At 69.5% G+C, this 20,434-nt stretch carries 20 protein-coding genes; all 20 read left to right on the forward strand.

Features of this window, described 5'->3' with window-relative positions; genetic code table 11:
- Positions 1–8: 8 nt before the first annotated feature.
- The 20 genes from lysA (at position 9) to EAS64_RS17915 (ending at position 20,434) form a co-directional block, all read left to right on the forward strand.
- Positions 9–1,397 (forward strand): diaminopimelate decarboxylase, encoded by a 1,389-nt coding sequence (gene lysA, locus EAS64_RS17820; RefSeq protein ID WP_145854113.1) that lies wholly within the window; start codon positions 9–11, stop codon positions 1,395–1,397.
- Positions 1,394–2,707: a homoserine dehydrogenase gene (locus tag EAS64_RS17825; RefSeq protein ID WP_145854114.1), complete on the forward strand. Its 1,314-nt coding sequence runs from the start codon at positions 1,394–1,396 to the stop codon at positions 2,705–2,707. Before lysA ends, EAS64_RS17825 begins: the two co-directional genes overlap by 4 nt.
- A complete protein-coding gene (gene thrC, locus EAS64_RS17830) occupies positions 2,704–3,789 on the forward strand; it encodes a threonine synthase (RefSeq protein WP_145854115.1) in 1,086 nt (361 codons plus the stop codon). Before EAS64_RS17825 ends, thrC begins: the two co-directional genes overlap by 4 nt.
- A gap of 74 nt (positions 3,790–3,863) precedes the next feature.
- Positions 3,864–4,844, forward strand: a complete 981-nt coding sequence (gene thrB / locus EAS64_RS17835) for a homoserine kinase (protein ID WP_145854116.1) — start codon at positions 3,864–3,866, stop codon at positions 4,842–4,844.
- 415 nt (positions 4,845–5,259) lie between these two features.
- The gene (gene rho / locus EAS64_RS17840; protein WP_145854117.1) at positions 5,260–7,350 is read left to right on the forward strand and encodes a transcription termination factor Rho; all 2,091 of its coding nucleotides are present in this window, start codon (positions 5,260–5,262) and stop codon (positions 7,348–7,350) included.
- A gap of 250 nt (positions 7,351–7,600) precedes the next feature.
- Entirely contained in the window at positions 7,601–7,843 is a 243-nt protein-coding gene (rpmE, locus tag EAS64_RS17845) for a 50S ribosomal protein L31 (protein ID WP_145854118.1), read from the forward strand.
- 124 nt (positions 7,844–7,967) lie between these two features.
- Entirely contained in the window at positions 7,968–9,035 is a 1,068-nt protein-coding gene (gene prfA / locus EAS64_RS17850; RefSeq protein ID WP_439333606.1) for a peptide chain release factor 1, read from the forward strand.
- Positions 9,036–9,038: 3 nt separating this feature from the next.
- On the forward strand, positions 9,039–9,917 hold the full coding sequence (gene prmC, locus EAS64_RS17855) for a peptide chain release factor N(5)-glutamine methyltransferase (protein ID WP_145854119.1): 879 nt from the start codon (positions 9,039–9,041) through the stop codon (positions 9,915–9,917).
- Positions 9,918–9,927: 10 nt separating this feature from the next.
- Positions 9,928–10,779: an L-threonylcarbamoyladenylate synthase gene (locus tag EAS64_RS17860; RefSeq protein ID WP_145854120.1), complete on the forward strand. Its 852-nt coding sequence runs from the start codon at positions 9,928–9,930 to the stop codon at positions 10,777–10,779.
- A gap of 12 nt (positions 10,780–10,791) precedes the next feature.
- Positions 10,792–12,450, forward strand: coding sequence for an MraY family glycosyltransferase (locus EAS64_RS17865; RefSeq protein WP_222849386.1), 1,659 nt, complete (start codon positions 10,792–10,794; stop codon positions 12,448–12,450).
- A 182-nt stretch (positions 12,451–12,632) separates the two neighbouring features.
- Positions 12,633–13,037: a Cg1360 family ATP-synthase-associated protein gene (locus tag EAS64_RS17870; RefSeq protein ID WP_145854121.1), complete on the forward strand. Its 405-nt coding sequence runs from the start codon at positions 12,633–12,635 to the stop codon at positions 13,035–13,037.
- A gap of 7 nt (positions 13,038–13,044) precedes the next feature.
- Positions 13,045–13,341: a hypothetical protein gene (locus EAS64_RS17875; protein ID WP_222849460.1), complete on the forward strand. Its 297-nt coding sequence runs from the start codon at positions 13,045–13,047 to the stop codon at positions 13,339–13,341.
- Positions 13,338–14,138 carry a F0F1 ATP synthase subunit A gene (atpB, locus tag EAS64_RS17880; RefSeq protein ID WP_145854123.1) on the forward strand — a complete coding sequence of 267 codons (801 nt, stop codon included), beginning with the start codon at positions 13,338–13,340 and terminating at the stop codon, positions 14,136–14,138. Before EAS64_RS17875 ends, atpB begins: the two co-directional genes overlap by 4 nt.
- A gap of 99 nt (positions 14,139–14,237) precedes the next feature.
- Entirely contained in the window at positions 14,238–14,492 is a 255-nt protein-coding gene (gene atpE, locus EAS64_RS17885; protein WP_145854124.1) for an ATP synthase F0 subunit C, read from the forward strand.
- A gap of 40 nt (positions 14,493–14,532) precedes the next feature.
- Entirely contained in the window at positions 14,533–15,066 is a 534-nt protein-coding gene (locus EAS64_RS17890) for a F0F1 ATP synthase subunit B (protein ID WP_145854125.1), read from the forward strand.
- The gene (locus EAS64_RS17895; protein ID WP_145854126.1) at positions 15,066–15,875 is read left to right on the forward strand and encodes a F0F1 ATP synthase subunit delta; all 810 of its coding nucleotides are present in this window, start codon (positions 15,066–15,068) and stop codon (positions 15,873–15,875) included. The genes EAS64_RS17890 and EAS64_RS17895 overlap by 1 nt, the downstream gene beginning before the upstream one ends.
- Before the next feature lie 119 nt (positions 15,876–15,994).
- On the forward strand, positions 15,995–17,653 hold the full coding sequence (gene atpA / locus EAS64_RS17900; RefSeq protein WP_145854127.1) for a F0F1 ATP synthase subunit alpha: 1,659 nt from the start codon (positions 15,995–15,997) through the stop codon (positions 17,651–17,653).
- An 8-nt stretch (positions 17,654–17,661) separates the two neighbouring features.
- The gene (locus tag EAS64_RS17905) at positions 17,662–18,573 is read left to right on the forward strand and encodes a F0F1 ATP synthase subunit gamma (protein ID WP_145854128.1); all 912 of its coding nucleotides are present in this window, start codon (positions 17,662–17,664) and stop codon (positions 18,571–18,573) included.
- Positions 18,573–20,021: a F0F1 ATP synthase subunit beta gene (gene atpD / locus EAS64_RS17910; RefSeq protein ID WP_145854129.1), complete on the forward strand. Its 1,449-nt coding sequence runs from the start codon at positions 18,573–18,575 to the stop codon at positions 20,019–20,021. The genes EAS64_RS17905 and atpD overlap by 1 nt, the downstream gene beginning before the upstream one ends.
- Positions 20,021–20,434: a F0F1 ATP synthase subunit epsilon gene (locus EAS64_RS17915; RefSeq protein WP_145854130.1), complete on the forward strand. Its 414-nt coding sequence runs from the start codon at positions 20,021–20,023 to the stop codon at positions 20,432–20,434. The genes atpD and EAS64_RS17915 overlap by 1 nt, the downstream gene beginning before the upstream one ends.

Raw genomic sequence — 20,434 nt, forward strand, 5'->3', positions numbered from 1 at the left:
AGACAGCTGTGAGCCGTGTCGCCCACCCGGCTGGCCCTCGGCATGCGGACGTGCTGCCCGCCGACTATCCGCCGGTGCCTCCCGAGGACCTGAACGCGCTGCACCCGGCGATCTGGCCGCGCGGCGCGCACCGGTCAGGCGGCGCGCTCACGCTCGGCGGCATCGACGTCCGCGACCTGGCGGCCGAGTTCGGCACGCCGGCGATGATCATGGACGAGGCGGACGTGCGCAGCCGGGCGCGCGAGTACGTCGACGCGTTCGGCGAGGACGGGCAGGTCTATTACGCGTCCAAGGCCTTCTGCTCGCGTGCCGTGCTTCGCTGGGTCGCGGAAGAGGGTCTCGGCGTCGACGTCTGCACCGGCGGCGAGCTCGCGGTCGCCCTGTCGGCCGGGATCGACCCGTCGCTGATCACGCTGCACGGCAACAACAAGCTCGCCGCCGAGCTCGAGCAGGCGGTGGCCGCCCGCGTCGGGCACATCGTGGTCGACTCGTTCGAGGAGATCGCCAGGCTCGGCTACCACGCGGAGGCGGCTGGCACGCGGCCGCGGGTGCTCGTCCGGGTGACGACCGGGGTCGAGGCGCACACCCACGAGTTCATGGCTACCGCGCACGACGACCAGAAGTTCGGCTTCTCGCTCGCCTCCGGCGCCGCCGACGAGGCGGTCCGCCGTGTGCTCGGGCTGCCGCAGCTGGAGTTCGCCGGGCTGCACTCGCACATCGGCTCGCAGATCTTCGACACCGGCGGCTTCGAGGTGGCGGCCCACCGGGTGCTCGAGCTCGCCGCGCGCATCCATGCCGAGCACGGCGTGCACGTCGCGGAGCTCGACCTGGGCGGCGGGTTCGGCATCGCGTACGTGCCCGACGACGACGCGCCCGAGATCAAGACGCTCGCGTCCGGCCTGCGGTCCATTGTGGCGTCGCAGTGCCTGGCGTTCGGCATACCGCAGCCCAGGCTGACGATCGAGCCGGGCCGCGGCATCGTCGGCCCGTCCACGGTGACCCTCTACGAGGTCGGCACGATCAAGGACGTCGACGGGATCAGGACCTACGTCAGCGTCGACGGCGGGATGAGCGACAACGTGCGCACCGCGCTGTACGACGCCTCCTACACCTGCGTGCTCGCGTCGCGCGCCTCGTCGGCGCCGCCGATGCTGACCCGGGTGGTCGGCCGGCACTGCGAGAGCGGCGACATCGTTGTCAGGCACTGCTACCTGCCGTCCGACCTCGGGCCTGGCGACCTGCTGGCCGTCGCGGCGACCGGGGCGTACTGCCGGTCGCTCGCCTCGAACTACAACCATCTCCCGCGCCCCGGCGTGGTGGCGGTGCGGGACGGTGCGGCCCGCGAGATCGTCCGCCGCGAAACGCTTGATGACCTGCTGCGATTGGACGTCGGATGAGCGTAGTTGAAGACAAACCTGGCAAGGTCCTGCGAGTAGCGCTGCTCGGCTGCGGCGTCGTCGGCACCCAGGTCGCGCGGCTGCTCGCCGAGCAGGCCGATGACCTGGCGGTGCGCACCGGCGCGCGGCTTGAGCTGGCAGGCATCGCCGTGCGCAGGCTCGCGCACGCGCGGCCAGGCGTCGACCAGGCGCTGCTCACCACCGACGCGATGGCCCTGGCCACCAGGCCCGACGTGGACGTCGTCATCGAGGTGATCGGCGGCATCGAGCCCGCCCGTTCGCTGATCCTGGCCGCGATGGAGCACGGCAAGTCCGTGGTCACCGCCAACAAGGCGCTGCTCGCCGAGCACGGCGAGCAGGTCCACGCGGCGTCGCGTGCCTTCGGCGCCGACCTTTACTACGAGGCCGCGGTGGCGGGCGCCATCCCGATCCTCCGCCCGATGCGCGAGTCGCTGGCCGGCGACACGGTGCACCGGGTGCTCGGCATCGTCAACGGGACCACCAACTTCATCCTCGACCGGATGGACGGCTCGGGCGCGGACTTCGGCGACTCCCTCGAGGAGGCGCAGGCGCTCGGCTATGCGGAGGCCGACCCGACCGCCGACGTGGAGGCGTTCGACGCCGCCGCGAAGGCCGCGATCCTGGCCGGCCTCGCGTTCCACACCCGGGTTACCGCTGCCGACGTCTACCGCGAGGGCATCACCGAGGTGACCGCGGCCGACATCGCCTCGGCGAAGACACTCGGCCGGACCGTCAAGCTGCTGGCGATCTGCGAGCGGTCCGGTGACGGCGTCGCGGTGCGCGTCCACCCGGCGATGATCCCGCGGTCGCACCCGCTCGCCGCGGTCGGCGGCGCGTACAACGCGGTGTTCGTCGAGGCGCAGTCGGCGGGACGGCTGATGTTCTACGGCGCGGGCGCCGGCGGCACGCCTACCGCGGCCGCGGTGCTCGGCGACGTGGTGGCGGTCGCGCGCAACCGCCTGGCCGGCACCAGGGGACCAGAGCTTTCCACCTACGCGGAGCTGCCAGTGCGGCCCATGGGCGATACGCTGACCAGGTATCACGTCTCCCTAGACGTAGCGGACAAGCCGGGCGTGCTCGCCCCGGTCGCGGAGGCCTTCGCCAGCCACGGCGTCTCCATCCAGGCGGTGCGGCAGACGAGCAGGGGCGACGACGCGCTGCTCATCATCGTCACGCACGAGGCGCGCGACGCGGACCTCGCGGCGACCATCGCCGAACTCCAGGCGCTGCCGGTCGTCCGGGCGGTGGCGAGCGTGATGCGGGTCGAAGGAGAGGAAGACCAGTCATGAACACCGCTGCCGTCACGACCGGGGCGCGCGCGCCGTGGCGCGGCATCATCACCGAGTACACCGACCGGCTCCCGATCACCGCGGGCATGACCCCGGTCACGCTCCAGGAGGGCGGCACGCCGCTGGTGCCCGCGCCGGTGCTGTCCGCGCGCACCGGCTGCGACGTGTACCTGAAGGTGGAGGGCCTCAACCCGACCGGCTCGTTCAAGGACCGCGGCATGACGACCGCGATCACCGTGGCCGCCGCGCAGGGCGCGCAGGCCGTCATCTGTGCCTCGACGGGCAATACCTCCGCGTCCGCCGCGGCCTACGCGGCGCGGGCCGGCCTGACCTGCGCGGTGCTGGTGCCTAAGGGCAAGATCGCGATAGGCAAGCTGGCGCAGGCGCTAGTGCACGGCGCCAAGCTGTTGCAGGTGGACGGCTCCTTCGACGACTGCCTCGAGCTTGCCCGCAAGCTATCCGTCGACTACCCGGTGGCGCTGGTCAACTCGGTCAACCCGGACCGCATCCAGGGCCAGAAGACCGCCGCGTTCGAGATCGTCGACGCGCTCGGCGACGCGCCGGACATCCACTGCCTGCCCGTCGGCAACGCGGGCAACATCACCGCCTACTGGATGGGTTACCAGGAGTACTTCGGCCTCGGCCTGGCCACGAGGAAGCCCCGGATGTTCGGCTTCCAGGCCTCGGGGGCCGCGCCGATCGTGGACCGCGCGCCGGTGGCGCATCCGCAGACGATCGCGACCGCGATCAGGATCGGCAACCCGGCCTCGTGGACCCTGGCGGAGCAGGCGAGGGACGAATCGGGCGGCCTCATCGACAAGGTCACCGACAGGGAGATCCTCGCGGCCTACCGGACGATCGCCCGCGACGAGGCGGTGTTCGGCGAGCTCGGCTCGTCCGCCAGCGTGGCGGGCCTGCTCGCGGCGGCGGCGGACGGGCGGATACCCGCGGGCTCGCGGGTGGTCTGCACGATCACCGGCAACGGCCTCAAGGACCCGGACTGGGCCCTGTCCGGCGCCCCCGCCCCCACGACGGTCCCCGTCGACGCCGAGTCGGCGGCGGCCGCGCTCGGCCTCGCGTGATGGGGCCCTGCGTGATGGGGCACTGCGTGTGCCGGCCTGGGCTCGTGCTGCCCCGTGCAATGGAAGCAGCCTGAATGGGGCTCGCCGAGGGACCGGTGCTTGTCCGGGTGCCCGCCACGAGCGCGAACCTGGGGCCGGGATTCGACGCGCTCGGCCTGGCGCTCGCGCTGCACGACGAGATCGAGGTGCGGGTCGCAGGCTCGGGGCTGTCGCTTGAGGTGTCGGGCGAGAGCGCGGACGACGTCGTGGGCGCGGGGGAGCGGCACCTGATCGTCCGCGCGATGCGGGTCGCGTTCGACGCCCTGGACGTCGCGCAGCCCGCTGGCCTCGCGCTGCGCTGCGTGAACCGGATACCGCACGGACGCGGGCTCGGCTCGTCGGCGGCCGCGATCGTGGCGGGCCTGCTCGCCGCCCGCGCCCTCGCGGGCGCGAGCGTCGCGCCGGGCGACGTGCTGCCACTCGCCAGCGAGCTTGAGGGACATCCGGACAACGTGGCTCCGTGCCTGCTCGGCGGGCTGACGATCGCCTGGACGGCCGAGAGCAAGGACGAGGGGCTGGCCGAGGGCGCAACGCTTCCCCCGGTCCCTTGCGCGCGGGCCGTACGGCTCGAGCCGCTGCCCGAGGTGCGTCCCGTCGTGTTTGTCGCGCCCGAGTCGGTGTCCACCAAGGTCGCGCGCGGGCTGCTGCCCGCGGCCGTGCCGCACGGTGACGCGGCGCGCAACGCCGGCCGCGCCGCGCTGCTCGTCGCGGCCCTGACGAGCAGCCCTGGCGCGCTGCTCGACGCGACAGAGGACTGGCTGCACCAGGATTACCGCGCTCCGGCGATGCCGCAATCGCACGAACTCGTCATCCGGCTGCGGGCGGCCGGCGTGCCCGCGGTCATCTCCGGCGCGGGGCCGTCGGTTCTCGCGTTCCTCGCGGGGAATTCTGGTCGCGATGATGCGAGTCGGCTGGATTCAATCGCGGGAGAAACGGGTATCGACTGGCGCATAAGCCCGCTAGCCGTCGAGCGACGTGGCGCCAGCGTGGTACCCCGTGTTTCGAGTGCCCGGTGATGGTGAACATGCCTCGCCTGGCCGGTTAGTCCCCCTTTTCCGCAACATGGATGGCTGCAAAGGAATCCCGTGGGCGCTGTCGGTGTTAGGCTGTGTACAGCATCTATAGCCCCGCGTCGGGGCGGGTGCTGTTCATCCACGCGTCGCCTGGGCGGTAACGTATACCTGCCCAGGGATCGGGCTCTTGGCGTTTCCCCAGGAGAGCGGTACGTTCCTCTGAGCGCCACCCCGTGCACATCTTCACGCCGGCGGCCCCGTCGATGGCCCGCGAAATCGGACAAAAACGACATGCCGGCCGAGATGGCGAGTGTAGTTGCGAGTGTCATGCTCTCGTGAGGGTCTCGCGAGCGATACGGATCGGGTCTGGCTCAGGCGAACCGGGGTCGAGAAGACACCCAGGCGGCCGAGGATCATAATGGAAGGACCATTAGTGAGCGACACCACCGAAGTCCTCAGTGGCGCGGCCCCCGCGTCCGGGGAATCCCCCACCGGTCACCCGGCCGCCGACCCCGCCGGTGCCGCGCCACGGTCGTCGGGCCGTAGCGGCGGCGACCTGTCCAAGCTGCTCGTCTCCGACCTGCAGCGGATTGCCCAGGAGCTGGGCATATCCGGGACGGGGCGGATGCGGAAGGGGGACCTCGTCGCGGCCATCCAGGAGCGGACCGGCGGGTCGCGCCCAGCCGCGCGCGGTGCCGGCACTAGGGGACGTACTGAGAGCCTCGACCAATCAGCCACGCGGGGTACGTCTGCGGGAGCCGGCGCGCCTCGCCCCCTGAATCAGGACGCTATGGAAGCAGACACATCCGTCCGGCCTGGCATTGGCGAGGCCGCCCCCGTGACGGGCGGCGGCATCGGCGATGCGCCGGCGAGCGCCGGCCTGGCCGGCGTGGGTGAGGCCGTCCGCACGGCCACCGTGGCCGCACCCCAGACGGCATCCGCTGCCGTCTCCGCCGACCAGCCGTCCGCTGATGCGGGCGACGGGTCGTCCGCCCAGGACGTCCGCCGCGAGCGCAACCGCAACAGGCGCGAGCAGGGCAGCAACCAGCGCAGGGACAGCCGCGAGGGCCGAGACAGCCGCGAGACCCGTGAGCCCGCGGCGGCGAGCGCTGGCCGCAGCGGCCAGAACAGCCAGAATGGCCAGAGCGCCGGCCCGGGCGGCCAGGGCGGCAACAACCGCCAGGACAACCGCGCGGACAGCCGTCAGGACAACCGCCAGGACAGCCGTCAGGACAACCGCCAGGACAACCGCGCGGACGACGATGACGACCTGCGCGGCGGACGGCGCGGCCGTGACCGGTTCCGCAACCGCAACCGGCGCCGGGGCGAACGGCAGGGCGGCGAGCCCGAGGCGGTGATCGGCGAGGACGATGTGCTGATCCCGATCGCGGGCATCCTGGACGTGCTCGAGAACTACGCGTTCGTGCGGACGACGGGCTACCTGCCCGGGCCGAACGACGTCTACGTCTCGCTTTCCCAGGTTCGCAAGCACGGGCTGCGCAAGGGCGACATCGTCGAGGGCGCGGTGCGCCAGCCGCGGGACGGCGAGCGCAGGGAGAAGTTCAACGCGCTCGTCCGCCTGGACAAGGTGAACGGGCTCGACCCCGAGGCGTCGGTGGGCCGGCCGGAGTTCTCCAAGCTGGTGCCGCTGTACCCGCAGGACAGGCTGCGCCTGGAGACCGATCCGACCAACATGGTCACCAGGATCATCGACTTGATCTGCCCGATCGGCAAGGGGCAGCGCGGCCTGATCGTGTCGCCGCCCAAGGCCGGCAAGACGATGATCCTCCAGGCGATCGCCAACGCGATCACCAAGAACAACCCGGAGTGCCACCTCATGGTCGTCCTCGTGGACGAGCGTCCTGAGGAGGTCACCGACATGCAGCGCACGGTCAAGGGCGAGGTTATCCACTCGACGTTCGACCACCCGGCCGACGACCACACCACGGTCGCCGAACTGGCCATCGAGCGGGCCAAGCGCCTGGTCGAGATGGGCCACGACGTGGTCGTGCTGCTCGACTCCATCACCCGGCTCGGCCGCGCCTACAACCAGGCGGCGCCGGCCAGCGGCCGCATCCTGTCCGGTGGTGTCGACTCGACCGCGCTCTACCCGCCGAAGCGGTTCTTCGGCGCGGCGCGCAACATCGAGAACGGCGGCTCGCTGACCATCCTGGCCACGGCCCTCATCGAGACCGGGTCCCGGATGGACGAGGTCATCTTCGAGGAGTTCAAGGGCACGGGCAACATGGAGCTGCGGCTGCGCCGCGAGCTCGCCGACAAGCGCCTGTTCCCCGCGGTCGACGTGGACGCGTCGTCCACCCGTAAGGAAGAGATCCTGCTCGCGCCGGATGAGCTCAAGATCACCTGGCAGCTCCGCCGGGTGCTGCACGCCCTTGAGGCGCAGCAGGCGCTCGAACTGCTCATGGAGCAGCTGCGCAAGACCCGCAGCAACGCCGAGTTCCTGATGCAGGTCCAGAAGACCACCCTGGGCACCGAGCGCGACCGCTAGGCGCCGAATGCCTTGATGTGAGTACCGTTAGGCCGGCGAGAGCCGGCCTAACGGTACTCACATACCTAGCCCGCCTCGCATTCACCCGGGGAGCGGGCGGGAATGCAGGGCTGTCACATGTGGTTTCTTGCGTGTGGCAAACTTAAAGCCGCTTAGATGCGCGGTTCCGGTTCACGTCGAAGCCCCTCGCGGGCGCTCCACGGTGAGTGTGACGACCCGGCGGCCGCTTGAGGCAAGGAGCCAGCAGCAAATGAAGCCTGAGATTCACCCGGCCTACGAGGCGACCACCGTGACCTGCGGGTGCGGCGCCACGTTCGTGACCCGGTCCACCGCGAAGAACGGCGTCATCCACACCGACGTCTGCTCGAACTGCCACCCGTTCTACACCGGCAAGCAGAAGATCCTCGACACCGGAGGCCGCGTGGCCCGCTTCGAGGCCCGCTTCGGCAAGGGCAAGGTCGCGGGGACTGCCGGCAAGGCCGGCAAGAAGTAGCGATGCTCAAGCGCCCGCGTGCCCCGGACGGGGACGCGGGCGCTTCGCTATGTTGGCTAAGGGGATCAAACCCCTTGCGCGGGGGGTGCAGGGGTCGTCCCCCCGCGGGCAATACAGAGAGGTCTTGGTTCTTTTGTTCGAGAAGCTCGGCGATCTGGCCAGCGAGCATGCGGAGCTTGAGCGTGCACTCGCCGATCCCGGCGTGCACGCGGACCAGGATCAGGCGAGGACGCTCGCCAAGCGCTACTCGGAGCTGACCCCGGTCGTCAACGCCTTCCGTGAGTGGCAGCAGACGAGCGAGGACGAGCAGGCCGCCCGTGAGCTCGGGGAGGAGGACGCCGCCTTCGGCCAGGAGGCGGACGATCTGGCGAAGCAGCGCGAGGAGCTCGAGGAGCGGCTGCGCAAGATGCTCGTGCCCAAGGACCCGAACGACGACCGCGACACGATCGTGGAGGTCAAGGCGGGCGAGGGCGGCGAGGAGTCCGCGCTGTTCGCGGGCGACCTGCTGCGCATGTACCAGCGCTTCGCCGAGCGGCACGGCTGGAAGACGGAGATCATCGACTCCACGCTGACCGGCCTCGGCGGCGTCAAGGACGCCACGATGGCGGTCAAGGCGGGCAAGGGCGGCAACGGCGCCTGGTCGCGGCTGAAGTACGAGGGCGGCGTGCACCGGGTGCAGCGGGTGCCCGTCACCGAGAGCCAGGGCCGCATCCACACCTCGGCCGCGGGCGTGCTCGTGACCCCCGAGGCCGACCCGGTGGAGGTGCAGGTGAACGACAACGACCTGCGCATCGACGTTTACCGTTCCAGCGGCCCTGGCGGGCAGTCGGTCAACACCACCGACTCGGCGGTGCGCATCACGCATCTGCCGACCGGGATCGTGGTCTCCTGCCAGAACGAGAAGAGTCAGCTCCAGAACAAGGAGCAGGCGCTGCGCGTGCTGCGGTCGCGGCTGCTCGCCGCGGCCGAGGAAGAGGCGAACGCGAAGGCGAGCGCCGAGCGCAAGGCACAGGTCCGGACGGTGGACCGGTCCGAACGGGTGCGGACCTACAATTTCCCCGAGAACCGCATCTCCGACCACCGGGTGGGCTTCAAGGCCTACAACCTGGATCAGGTGATCGACGGTGACCTTGACGCGGTGATCGACGCCCTGGCCGCCGCCGACCTGGAAGCGAAACTGGCAGAACAGTAGGCCATGTCACTCCTGCTCGATGAGATAGCGATCGCCACGGCCCGGCTTGCCGAGGCGGGGGTGGACTCGCCGCGCACCGACGCCGAGCTCATCGCGGCGCACGTGCACAACGTCAGACGCGGCGAGCTGCACACGGTGCCCGATTCGGAGTTCGACGCGCGGTACTGGGCCGACATCGGCCGCAGGGAGAACCGCGAGCCGCTGCAGCACATCACGGGCAAGGCGTACTTCCGCTACCTGGAACTCGATGTCGGCCCCGGCGTGTTCGTGCCGCGGCCGGAGACCGAGGTGATGACCGGGTGGGTGATCGACCGGCTGCGGGCGATGAACGTGGCGGAGCCGGTCGCTGTCGACCTTGGCACCGGTTCCGGCGCGATCGCGCTGTCGATCGCCCAGGAGGTGCCGAGGGCCACCGTGCACGCCGTGGAGGGCGATCCGCTTGCCAGGTCCTGGGCGGAGCGGAACATCACCAGGTACGTGGACGGCTACACCGCGGGCCGGGTGCTGCTTCACGAGGGTGACTTCGTGTCGCCGGATCCGTCGGCCGGGCTCAAGGAGCTGGCCGGGCTGGCTGGCACCGTGGACGTGGTGGTCTCCAACCCGCCGTACATACCGCTCGGCGCGGTGGTGCCGCCCGAGGTGCGGGAGTACGACCCGCCGGCCGCGCTGTGGAGCGGCGGCGACGGGCTGGACGCGGTCCGGGCGGTCGAACGCGTTGCCCGCTGGCTGCTCCGGCCCGGCGGCCTCGTCGCCGTCGAGCACGGCGCACCCCAGGGCGCCGCCGTGTTCTGGGTATTTCCCGAGGAGGCCGGCTGGCGGGACACCGCCAACCACCGGGACCTCGCACGCAAGGACAGGTTCGTAACGGCCATGTGGCCCTAGGATGGAAGCGATGAGCGCTCGATACGACTGCGCCGACACGCAGCAGCGGGAAGAGGGCCTGGCCGCGGCGGTCGGCGCCGTGCAAGAGGGCCAGCTTGTGGTGCTCCCCACCGACACCGTCTACGGCGTCGGCGCGGACGCGTTCAACGCGGCCGCGGTCACCGCGCTGCTCGCCGCCAAGGGGCGGGGCAGGAACATGCCGCCGCCGGTGCTCGTCGGCAGCGTGGCGGCGGCGGCCGCGCTGACCGAGTCGCTCGGGCCGTTCGGCCAGGACCTGATCGACGAGTTCTGGCCAGGGCCGCTGACCCTGGTGTTCCATGCCAGCGCGACCCTGATGTGGGACCTGGGCGAGACGATGGGCACGGTCGCGGTCCGCATGCCGCTGCACCCGGTCGCACTCGACCTGCTGCGCCGCACCGGCCCGATGGCGGTGTCAAGCGCGAACAGGCACAGCCTGCCCGCCGCCACCACCGCCGCCGAGGCGGAGAACCAGCTCGGCGACGCCATCTCCGTCTACCTGGACGGCGGCGCGTGCGCGGACAACGTGCCCTCCACGATCCTCGACCTGACCGGCACCGTGCCGCGGATGCTGCGGGCCGGCGCGCTGTCCATCGATGAGCTGCGCAAGGTCGTCCCGGTGATCGACCTGCCCGTGCCGGAGCCGGAGCCGGAGCTGAGCCCCGCCGACCGCCGGGCCGCGGAGGCCATCGCCGCCGCGAAGGCGGCAATGACCGATACCGCCGCGAAGGCGGCATTGGCCGATACCACCGCGAAGGCGGCGGTAAACGAGACCGCCGCGGATACGTCCGCCGGCTCGCCCGCGGACGATCCGTCCCAGGACCCTGTTGGACCGGACGACTGACCGCCCGCTGCCATGCGCGAGTATCTTTACATCCTGATCATCGCAGCGGTGGTGACCTACCTACTCACCCCGCTGGTACGGCGGGGCGCGATTGCCATGCACGCGCAGCACGCGGCGCGCGGCCGGGATGTGCACAAGGAGCCGACCCCGCTGCTGGGCGGCCTGGCGATGTACGGCGGCCTGGTCGCGGGACTCCTTGTCGCATACCGGCTCAGCTACCTGGCGCAGGCCTTCCCCTCCGGGCGCACCGTCAATGGGCTGCTGCTCGCCGGGGGGCTGCTCGTCGTCATCGGCATCGTCGATGACCGGTGGGGGCTCGGCGCGGTCTCTAAGCTGGCCGGCCAGATCGCGGCGGGCGGCATCGTGGTGTGGTCCGGGGCATATCTGCCGTGGATTCCGTGGCCGGGCAGCGTGAAGACGATCTCGCTCGAGCCCGACCTGAGCTACACGATCACGATCCTGATCATCGTCGCCACGATCAACGCGGTGAACTTCATCGACGGCCTCGACGGCCTGGCCGCCGGCATCGTCGGGATCTCGGCGCTCGCCTACCTGGTGTACTCCTACACGCTGACCAACTCGATCGGCATTCCCTCGCAGTCGGTACCCGCCGTGGTGTCCGCGGTGCTGGCGGGCATCTGCATCGGCTTCCTGCCGCACAATTTCAATCCGGCGCGGATCTTCATGGGCGACACGGGCGCGATGCTGCTCGGCCTGCTGCTCGCATACATGCCGATCTCGTCCACCGCCTCGCTTGACCCCAACATCCTGGTCAGCTACGGAACCCTGCACCCGCTGAACCGGTTCCCGACGATCCTGCCGGTGCTGATCCCGGTGGCGATCTGGCTCATCCCGTACACCGACATGCTGCTCGCGGTGGTGCGCAGGACGATGCGCGGCATGTCACCGTTCGACGCCGACCGGCAGCACCTGCACCACCGGCTGCTCAACATGGGCCACTCGCACCGTCAGTCGGTGCTGCTGATGTACCTGTGGGCGGCGCTGTTCGCGGGCCTGGTGGTCGGCCTGTCCTCGGTGCGGATCAAGCTGATCTGGTTCGCGATCATCACCGTGGCGGCCATCGTGGCACTGCTGTTCGCGACGGCGCCGAAACTGCGCCTGTGGGTGAACAGGGGAAAGCGTGCGCGTGGCAGAGGAAGCCGCACCCGTTCTGCGGAAGCTGCCACCGTCACCCCCGATCTCGCCGTGCCGGCCAGCGGGACGGTACCCGGCGTCCTGCCCGCGCCTCCTGCCGACTTCCCCCGGGCTGCCGACTTCCCCCGGGCTGCCGACTTCCCCCGGGCTGACGACCTCCCCAGAGCTGGCGGCGACTTCCCCAGGAACGGCGACTTCTCCAGGAACGGCGACTTCCCCAGGACTGGCGATTTCCCACGGGCTGCTGACTTTCCGCAGGCCCCGGGCCTCGCCGAGCCCGACGGCCTGCCTCGGCCCGATTTCCCCGCGCCCGACGGTGTCCGCAGGCCCGCCGACTTCGAGGCACCGTCGCCGTGGCCCCGGGCCCCGAAGACACCGCCGCGCCGCGTGCAGGGCAAGAGTGGCGATCTGTGGTTATTCTGCTGTAACCTGCGGGAACACTGCCCCGTTAAGGGGCACCCCCCGAAGCGGTTCTTCGGGCTGGGTATGAGCCTTCTCGCCGGTGACGGTGCCTGAGCTTCAAGTTTGGGCCCCGGGACACCGATCGCAGGTTCTGGTTGGCGGCTGCCACACGTTCGCCGGGGGCCCCTCGTGGTCGCCGGCGATGGTCATGTAAAGTCGTCAATCAGGTAAAGTTAAAGTCAAGAAGTTTGTGATACGCTTCACAAGCGTTCAGCTAACCCGCAGGAGCCAAGTCGATGGGGACGCAGTATTCCCGCGTTGTGCGGTGGTCGGTGGCGATGACCAGTGTGGTCGCCGCCGTCGCCGTCCTCATCTGCGCTGTCATCGGCGGTGCCAAGGGCGCCTATGGCGCGCTGATCGGCGTGGGCGTCGTCACGGTGTTCTTCGGGCTCAGCATCCTGGTGGTCGGCAGGGCCGCACGGATCAGTCCGGCGGCCATGATGGTGGCAGCGCTGGGCACCTTCCTCGTGAAGATGGTCGCCTTCGCGATCGTGCTCGTCGCCATCGGCCATTCCACCGCCTTCAACGGCCGGATGCTCGGGTTCACCGCGCTTGCCTGCATTCTCGCCTGGTCCGCATCGCAGATCATCACGTCGATGCGGCTCAAGCTGCTCTATGTCGAGCCGGACGGGAAGAGCTGAGGACATCGTGATCACTGGGATGCGCAGCTCGCGACGGCCGGACAGGGCCGCCGCGCTCGGGCGGCTGACCGACCGGGCCGGTGAGCACATCACCGCGGGCACCGGCTGGAACGTCTTCAGCTACCTGATCGCCGGCATGCTCTGCTACGGCGGCATCGGCTGGCTGATCAGCCACTTTACGCATATTTCACTGTTTTTCCCGATCGGCATGCTGGTCGGGCTCGCGATCTCGGTCGGCTGGATCATCTACCGGTACGGCAGGCCATTCGAGCAGGGGAACCCCCCGAAGGGAGATGATCGGTGACCGGACACCTCGCGGCCGCCGCGGGAGGCTGCCACATTTTCACCGGGTGCGGCTATCCCGCGCCCGGCCTGGACAGTTTCGATTTCGCGCCGCTGTTCACCATCGGCTCGTTCAACTTCACCAAGCCCATGCTGCTGGCGATTCTGTCCGCGCTCGCGGTGATCGTGTTCTTCTGGGCGGCGTTCGCCAAGCCGAAGCTGATCCCGGGCCGGACACAATCGCTGGGCGAGATGGGCCTGCTCGCGGTGCGGGACCAGATCCTGCGCCCGGCGCTTGGCAAGAAGGGCGACACGTACCTGCCCTTCATCATCTCGCTGTTTTTCTACATCCTGGTCTGCAACCTGATGGAGCTGATACCGCTCCTTCAGTTCCCGGTGATGGCACGCATCGGCTTCGTGTGGCCGCTCGTCTTCATGATGTACGGGCTCTACTGGTACCTGGGCTTCAAGGCCAAGGGCTTCTTCGGCTACTTCAGGTCCTGGGTACCCGCGGCCCCGTGGCCGATCCTGATCATCCTGATCCCGGTCGAGATCCTGAAGTACGTCGTCGTCCAGCCGTTCACCCTGGGCGTCCGGCTCTTCGCGAACATGTTCGCCGGCCACCTGCTGCTGAGCATTTTCATGGTCGCGACCTGGTACCTGGCGAGCTTCTCGATCGGCCTGCTGTACGCCGCCGGCTCGCTGTTCATGGTGTTCTTCGTCTTCCTGCTCGAGCTTCTTGTCGACCTCCTGCAGGCGTTCATCTTCACGACGCTGATCTCCACCTACATCGCAGACTCGCTGGAGCACCAGCACTGAGCCCGGCAGGCTCACCACCTGACCACCCTTAGCCAGCACGTTTTACCAGCTAGCCAGCCCGGCGGCGCGACCGCCGGACCGACCGCAAAGGAAGAAAGAATGTCAGCTCTCGCCGCTATCGCCGCAAGCAGCCCGCAGATCCTGAGCATCAACATCGGCGCCGTCGGCTACGGCCTCGCGGCCATCGGCCCGGGCGTCGGCATCGGCTTGGTCTTCGGTCACGCGATCGAGGCCATGGCGCGGCAGCCGGAAGCCTCCGGCCGTATCTCGCTGTACATGTGGATCGGCTTCGCGCTGACCGAGGCGCTCGCGCTCATCGGCCTCGTCGCGCCGTTCATCTTCAAGTACAGCTGATCCAGGTACCACTTGGCCTTTAGAAGGAAGTGAGTACCTGATGGGCATTCTCGCTGCATCGCAGCAGAACCCGCTGCTGCCGTCCTGGCCCGAGTTCATCATCGGGACAATTGTTTTCATCATCGTGTTCGGCATCCTCGGCAAGATGCTCCTGCCGCGGATCCTGAAGACGCTCGCCGAGCGCGAGGACCAGATCGAGGGCGGCCTCAACCGTGCCGACGAGGCGCAGGCCGAGGCGGCCGCGGTGCTGCAGCAGTACCGCGCGCAACTCGAGGACGCCAAGCACGAGGCTTCGCGGCTCCGTGAGGAAGCCCGTGAGCAGGGCGCGCAGATCATCGCCGAGATGCGCGAGCGCGCCGAGGCGGAGGCGCGCCGGATCACCGAGGCCGCGCAGTCGCAGATCGAGGCGGAGCGGCAGCAGGCGCTGACCTCGCTGCGTGCCGAGGTCGGCACGCTGGCGACCGAGCTTGCCAGCCGCATCGTCGGCGAGTCGCTCACCGACCACGCACGGCAGTCGCGGATGGTCGACCGGTTCCTCGACGGTCTCGAGGCGCCGTCAGGGGCAGCACAGTAATGCGCGGCGCCAGCAGGGCGTCCTACGCCGAGCTCCGTGACCGGCTTGTCGCGCTCGCTCCCGACCCGGTGACCGCGCAGCAGATCGGCGACGAGCTGTTCGCCGTCGTCCGGCTGCTGGACGCGGAGCACGGGCTGCGCCGGGCACTGGCGGACGCGACCAAGCCGTCGGCGGAGAAGTCCGCGGTGGTCAGGCGGCTGCTGACCGGCAAGGTGTCGCGGGCGTCCGAGGACCTGGTCGCCGACGCCGCCGCGGCGCGCTGGGCGACGTCCGGCGACTTCGCCGACGCGCTCGAGCAGCTCGCCATGGAGGCGCTCACGCTTGCCGCGCAGTACGCCGGCACGCTTGACGACCTCGAGGACGACCTGTTCCGGTTCGGCCGCGTGGTCTCCGGTCAGCCGGGGCTGCGCGGGGCGCTGATCGGGCCCGCCCCGACCGCGGCGAAGTCGAACCTGCTGGCCAACCTGCTGTCACAGAAGGTCAGCGGGCCATCGCTGAGCCTGATAACCCAGGCGCTCACCCACCCGCGCGGCCGCTCCCCGCAGGCGGTGCTCGACCTGGCGGCCGGCATCGCCGCGCACCGTCGCGAGCAGCTCGTCGCGGTGGTCCGGGTCGCCACCGAGCTGTCTGCCGCGCAGCGGCAGCGGCTCCTGGCGGCGCTTACCGAGGCGTACGGCCAGGGAATTCACCTGAATGTGGTGCACGATCCGACGGTTGTCGGTGGTGTGTCCGTCCAGATCGGTGATGAGCTGATTGACGGGACGGCGGCCAGCCGTCTCGCCGCAGTCCGCCGGAGACTCGCGGGCTGACGACCGAACCTTATTCTTTTTGCCAAGCCCGCAAGGTTAACCGGACAGAACGATCAAAAAGAATAAGGTTCGCGTTCCCCGTAAACCGCGACTTATATTTCACGAACGGAATGAGGAAGATGGCGGAGCTGACAATCCGGCCGGATGAGATCCGCGAAGCGCTGGCACGGTTCGTCGAGGAGTACGAGCCAAGCGGCGTCGCGCGCGAAGAGGTCGGCACGGTCGTCGAATGTGGCGACGGCATCGCGCGTGTCGAGGGCCTGCCCTCGGCCATGGCGAACGAGCTTCTTGAGTTTGAGAACGGCGTCCGCGGCATCGCGCTGAACCTCGATGTGCGCGAGATCGGCGTCGTCATCCTCGGCGAGTACTCGGGCATCGAGGAGGGCCAGCGGGTCAAGCGAACCGGGGAGATCCTGTCTGTCCCGGTCGGCGACGCGTTCCTCGGCCGCATGGTCGGCGCGCTCGGTGAGCCGCTCGACGGCCTCGGTCCGATCGAGAGCACCACGGAACGCGCCCTGGAAATCCAGGCGCCCACGGTGGTCCAGCGGCAGCCGGTGTCCGAGCCGATGCAGACCGGCATCAAGGCCATCGACGCGATGACGCCGATCGGCCGCGGCCAGCGGCAGCTGATCATTGGTGACCGGCAGACCGGCAAGACCGCGATCGCGATCGACACGATCATCAACCAGAAGGCCAACTGGGAGTCGGGCGACCCGACCAGGCAGGTGCGCTGCGTCTACGTCGCGATCGGCCAGAAGGGCTCGACGATCGCCGGCCTGCGGCAGTCCCTTGAGGAGGCCGGCGCGCTCGAGTACACCACGATCGTGGCCGCGCCCGCGTCCGACCCGGCCGGCTACAAGTACATCGCCCCCTACACCGGCAGTGCCATCGGCCAGCACTGGATGTACGGCGGCAAGCACGTCCTGATCATCTTCGACGACCTGTCGAAGCAGGCCGAGGCCTACCGCGCCATCTCGCTGCTGCTGCGCCGCCCGCCGGGCCGCGAGGCGTACCCGGGTGACGTCTTCTACCTGCACTCGCGCCTCCTCGAGCGCTGCGCGAAGCTGTCGGACGAGCTCGGCGCCGGCTCGATGACCGGACTGCCGATCGTCGAGACCAAGGCCAACGACATCTCGGCCTACATCCCGACCAACGTCATCTCCATCACCGACGGGCAGATCTTCCTCGAGACGGACCTGTTCAACTCCGGTGTCCGCCCGGCCATCAACGTCGGCCTGTCGGTCTCCCGAGTCGGCGGCGCCGCCCAGATCAAGGCGATGAAGCGGGTCGCGGGCCAGCTCAAGCTTTCGCTCTCGCAGTTCCGTGACCTGGAGGCGTTCGCGGCGTTCGCGTCCGACCTGGACGCGGCGTCCCGCGCCCAGCTCGAGCGCGGCGCGCGGCTGGTCGAGCTGCTCAAGCAGCCGCAGTACTCGCCGTCCCCGGTCGAGGAGCAGGTCGTGTCGATCTGGGCGGGCACCACCGGCCAGCTCGACGACGTGCCCGTCGAGGACATCAAGCGGTTCGAGTCCGAGTTCCTCGACGACCTGCGCCGCAGTAACGCCGGGCTGCTCACGTCGATCAGGGAGACCAAGAACCTGACCGACGACGACATTACCGTGCTCAAGGACGCGATCGACCGGTTCCGCCGCACCTTCGAGGTGACCGGCGGGAAGCTGCTCGTCGCCGACGAGGACGAGGTCCCCGAGCTCACCGAGGGCGAGGTCGGCCAGGAATCCGTCGCCGTCTACGCACCGCCGGCCCCGGCCGAAGGGGAGTAGACAGCGCCATGGGAGCACAGCTTCGCGCGGTCCGGGCGCGGATCAGGGCGGTCAAGTCGATCGCCAAGATCACCCGCGCCCAGGAGCTGATCGCGTCGTCGCGGATCGTCAGGGCGCAGCAGCGCACGCGCGCGGCAGAGCCGTACGCGCGCGAGCTCACCCTGGCGGTCGAGGCGGTGGTGAGCAGGTCGACCAACGTCACTCACCCCATGATCACCGAACCGCAGAGCATGAAGCGGGCCGCGGTGCTCATCCTCACCAGCGACGGCGGGTTCTGCGGCGCATTCAACGCCAACACGCTGCGCGAAGCCAGCAGGCTCCGGCAGCGCAACACCGACGACGGCGTCGTCACGCTCAACTACGTCGCGGGGCGTAAGGGCATCGGCTGGCACCGCTTCCGCGAGCTGCCGCTTGAGGCCGAGTGGAGCGGGTTCTCCGCCCAGCCGACCTACGCGGCCGCTGAGCGGATCGCCTCCGCGCTGCTCGACGCGTTCGAGCTGGACACCGCGGACGGCGGCGTGGACGAGATCTACCTGGTCTCCACCGAATTCGTCTCGATGCTGACGCAGCGGCCGGCGGTTCGCCGTCTGCTGCCGATGCAGATCGAGGAGAAGGAGGGGGAGCGGCCGGGCGGCGCGCTACCGTCGTATGAGTTCGAGCCTTCCCCCGACGTGGTGCTCGACGCCCTGCTGCCGCAGTACGTGGCAAGCCGGATCTACTACGCCATGCTTGAGGCGGCGGCCTCCGAGCTCGCCGCACGGCGGCGGGCCATGAAGGCCGCCACGGACAACGCGAACGACCTCATCGACCGGCTCACCCGGGAAGCGAACAATGCCCGGCAGGCCGAGATCACCCAGGAAATCAGCGAAATCGTCGGCGGAGCGAACGCGCTCGCTGAGACGAACGCAGGGAGTGAATAATGACCGCGCCAGTAAATGACCTAGCAGAAAACGAGACCGCGACCGGGACTGGTCGCGTCGCCCGGGTCATCGGCCCGGTCGTCGACGTGGAGTTCCCGGCCGAGGCGATGCCGGAGATCTACTTCGCGCTGCACGTCGACGTCACCTACGGCGGCGAGACCAAGACCCTTACCCTCGAGGTCGAGCAGCACATCGGCGACAACATGGTGCGCGCGATCTCGATGCAGCCGACCGACGGCCTGGTCCGCGGCGCCGAGGTGGTCTCCACCGGCTCCCCGATCACGGTGCCGGTGGGCGACGTCTCCAAGGGGCACGTGTTCAACGCGCTCGGCGAGCCGCTCGACGTGCCCGCCTCCTCGCTTAAGGTCACCGAGCGCTGGCCGATCCACCGCCTGGCCCCGCCGCTCGACCAGCTCGAGTCCAAAACGGAGATGTTCGTCACCGGTATCAAGGTCCTCGACCTGCTCACCCCGTACGTGCGCGGTGGCAAGATCGGCCTGTTCGGCGGCGCCGGCGTCGGCAAGACGGTGCTCATCCAGGAGATGATCCGCCGTGTCGCGCAGAACTTCGGCGGCGTCTCCTGCTTCGCGGGCGTCGGCGAGCGGACCCGTGAGGGCAACGACCTGTTCCTTGAGATGACCGAGTCCGGCGTCATCAAGGACACCGCGCTGGTCTTCGGCCAGATGGACGAGCCGCCGGGCACCCGGCTGCGGGTCGCGCTGTCCGCCCTGACGATGGCGGAATACTTCCGCGACGTGCAGAAGCAGGACGTGCTGCTGTTCATCGACAACATCTTCCGGTTCACCCAGGCGGGCTCCGAGGTCTCCACGCTGCTCGGCCGCATGCCGTCCGCGGTGGGTTACCAGCCCACCCTGGCCGACGAGATGGGCCAGCTCCAGGAGCGGATCACCTCCACCCGCGGTCACTCGATCACCTCCATGCAGGCGATCTACGTGCCCGCGGACGACATCACCGACCCGGCCCCGCACACGGTGTTCGCGCACCTCGACGCCACCACGGTGCTGTCGCGGGCGATCACGGAGAAGGGCATCTACCCGGCCGTGGACCCGCTGGACTCCACCTCCCGGATCCTGGACGCCAAGTACATCGGCCAGACGCACTACGACGTCGCCCGGACCGTGCAGTCGATCCTGCAGCGCTACAAGGAACTCCAGGACATCATCGCGATCCTCGGCATCGACGAGCTGTCCCAGGAAGACCAGATCACCGTGCAGCGCGCGCGGCGCATCGAGCGCTTCCTGTCGCACCCGATGTACGTGGCCGAGCAGTTCACCGGCCAGCCCGGCGCGTTCGTCCCGCTCGAGGAGACCATCTCCTCGTTCAAGGCGATCTGCGAGGGCAAGTACGACCACGTTCCCGAGCAGGCGTTCTTCATGTGCGGCGGCATCGAGGATGTCGAGCGCAAGGCCAAGGAACTGGAGCGCTAGTGGCCACACTGCACGTCGAGCTGCTGATGCCGGACCGGTCTCTCTGGTCCGGCGAGGCAGGCATGGTCATCGCGAAGACCATTGACGGCGACATCGGCATCATGCCGGGGCACTCGCCGGTGTTCGGCATCCTGTCCCCCGGCAGCCTGGTCAGGATCCGCGAGGTGCCCGGGGATGACAGCCCGGGCGACGCGGTCCGCGCCGCGGTCAGGGACGGGTTCCTGTCCGTGACCAACGACCGGGTGTCGATCCTCACGTCGACCGGCCAGATCGCGGCCGACGTGGACGTCCCGGCGGCGAGGTCCGACCTGGACAGCGCCACTAACGCGGCCGGCGCGGCTGCGGCGGTGGAGGAGTCGGTGGACGTCAGGTACGCGCGCGCCCTGCTGCGCGCCGCGGACCAGCAGGCCTGA

Source organism: Trebonia kvetii (assembly GCF_007827045.1).
GTDB lineage: Bacteria > Actinomycetota > Actinomycetes > Streptosporangiales > Streptosporangiaceae > Trebonia > Trebonia kvetii.

Coding starts and splice junctions, on each gene's coding strand:
- atpD (WP_145854129.1), top strand. CDS start 18,573: ATGACCGCGCCAGTAAATGACCTAGCAGAAAACGAGACCGCGACCGGG.
- EAS64_RS17905 (WP_145854128.1), top strand. CDS start 17,662: ATGGGAGCACAGCTTCGCGCGGTCCGGGCGCGGATCAGGGCGGTCAAG.
- thrB (WP_145854116.1), top strand. CDS start 3,864: ATGGGGCTCGCCGAGGGACCGGTGCTTGTCCGGGTGCCCGCCACGAGC.
- EAS64_RS17825 (WP_145854114.1), top strand. CDS start 1,394: ATGAGCGTAGTTGAAGACAAACCTGGCAAGGTCCTGCGAGTAGCGCTG.
- EAS64_RS17860 (WP_145854120.1), top strand. CDS start 9,928: ATGAGCGCTCGATACGACTGCGCCGACACGCAGCAGCGGGAAGAGGGC.
- prmC (WP_145854119.1), top strand. CDS start 9,039: ATGTCACTCCTGCTCGATGAGATAGCGATCGCCACGGCCCGGCTTGCC.
- atpE (WP_145854124.1), top strand. CDS start 14,238: ATGTCAGCTCTCGCCGCTATCGCCGCAAGCAGCCCGCAGATCCTGAGC.
- atpA (WP_145854127.1), top strand. CDS start 15,995: ATGGCGGAGCTGACAATCCGGCCGGATGAGATCCGCGAAGCGCTGGCA.
- rho (WP_145854117.1), top strand. CDS start 5,260: ATGGAAGGACCATTAGTGAGCGACACCACCGAAGTCCTCAGTGGCGCG.
- EAS64_RS17890 (WP_145854125.1), top strand. CDS start 14,533: ATGGGCATTCTCGCTGCATCGCAGCAGAACCCGCTGCTGCCGTCCTGG.
- EAS64_RS17895 (WP_145854126.1), top strand. CDS start 15,066: ATGCGCGGCGCCAGCAGGGCGTCCTACGCCGAGCTCCGTGACCGGCTT.
- rpmE (WP_145854118.1), top strand. CDS start 7,601: ATGAAGCCTGAGATTCACCCGGCCTACGAGGCGACCACCGTGACCTGC.
- EAS64_RS17870 (WP_145854121.1), top strand. CDS start 12,633: ATGGGGACGCAGTATTCCCGCGTTGTGCGGTGGTCGGTGGCGATGACC.
- EAS64_RS17865 (WP_222849386.1), top strand. CDS start 10,792: ATGCGCGAGTATCTTTACATCCTGATCATCGCAGCGGTGGTGACCTAC.
- thrC (WP_145854115.1), top strand. CDS start 2,704: ATGAACACCGCTGCCGTCACGACCGGGGCGCGCGCGCCGTGGCGCGGC.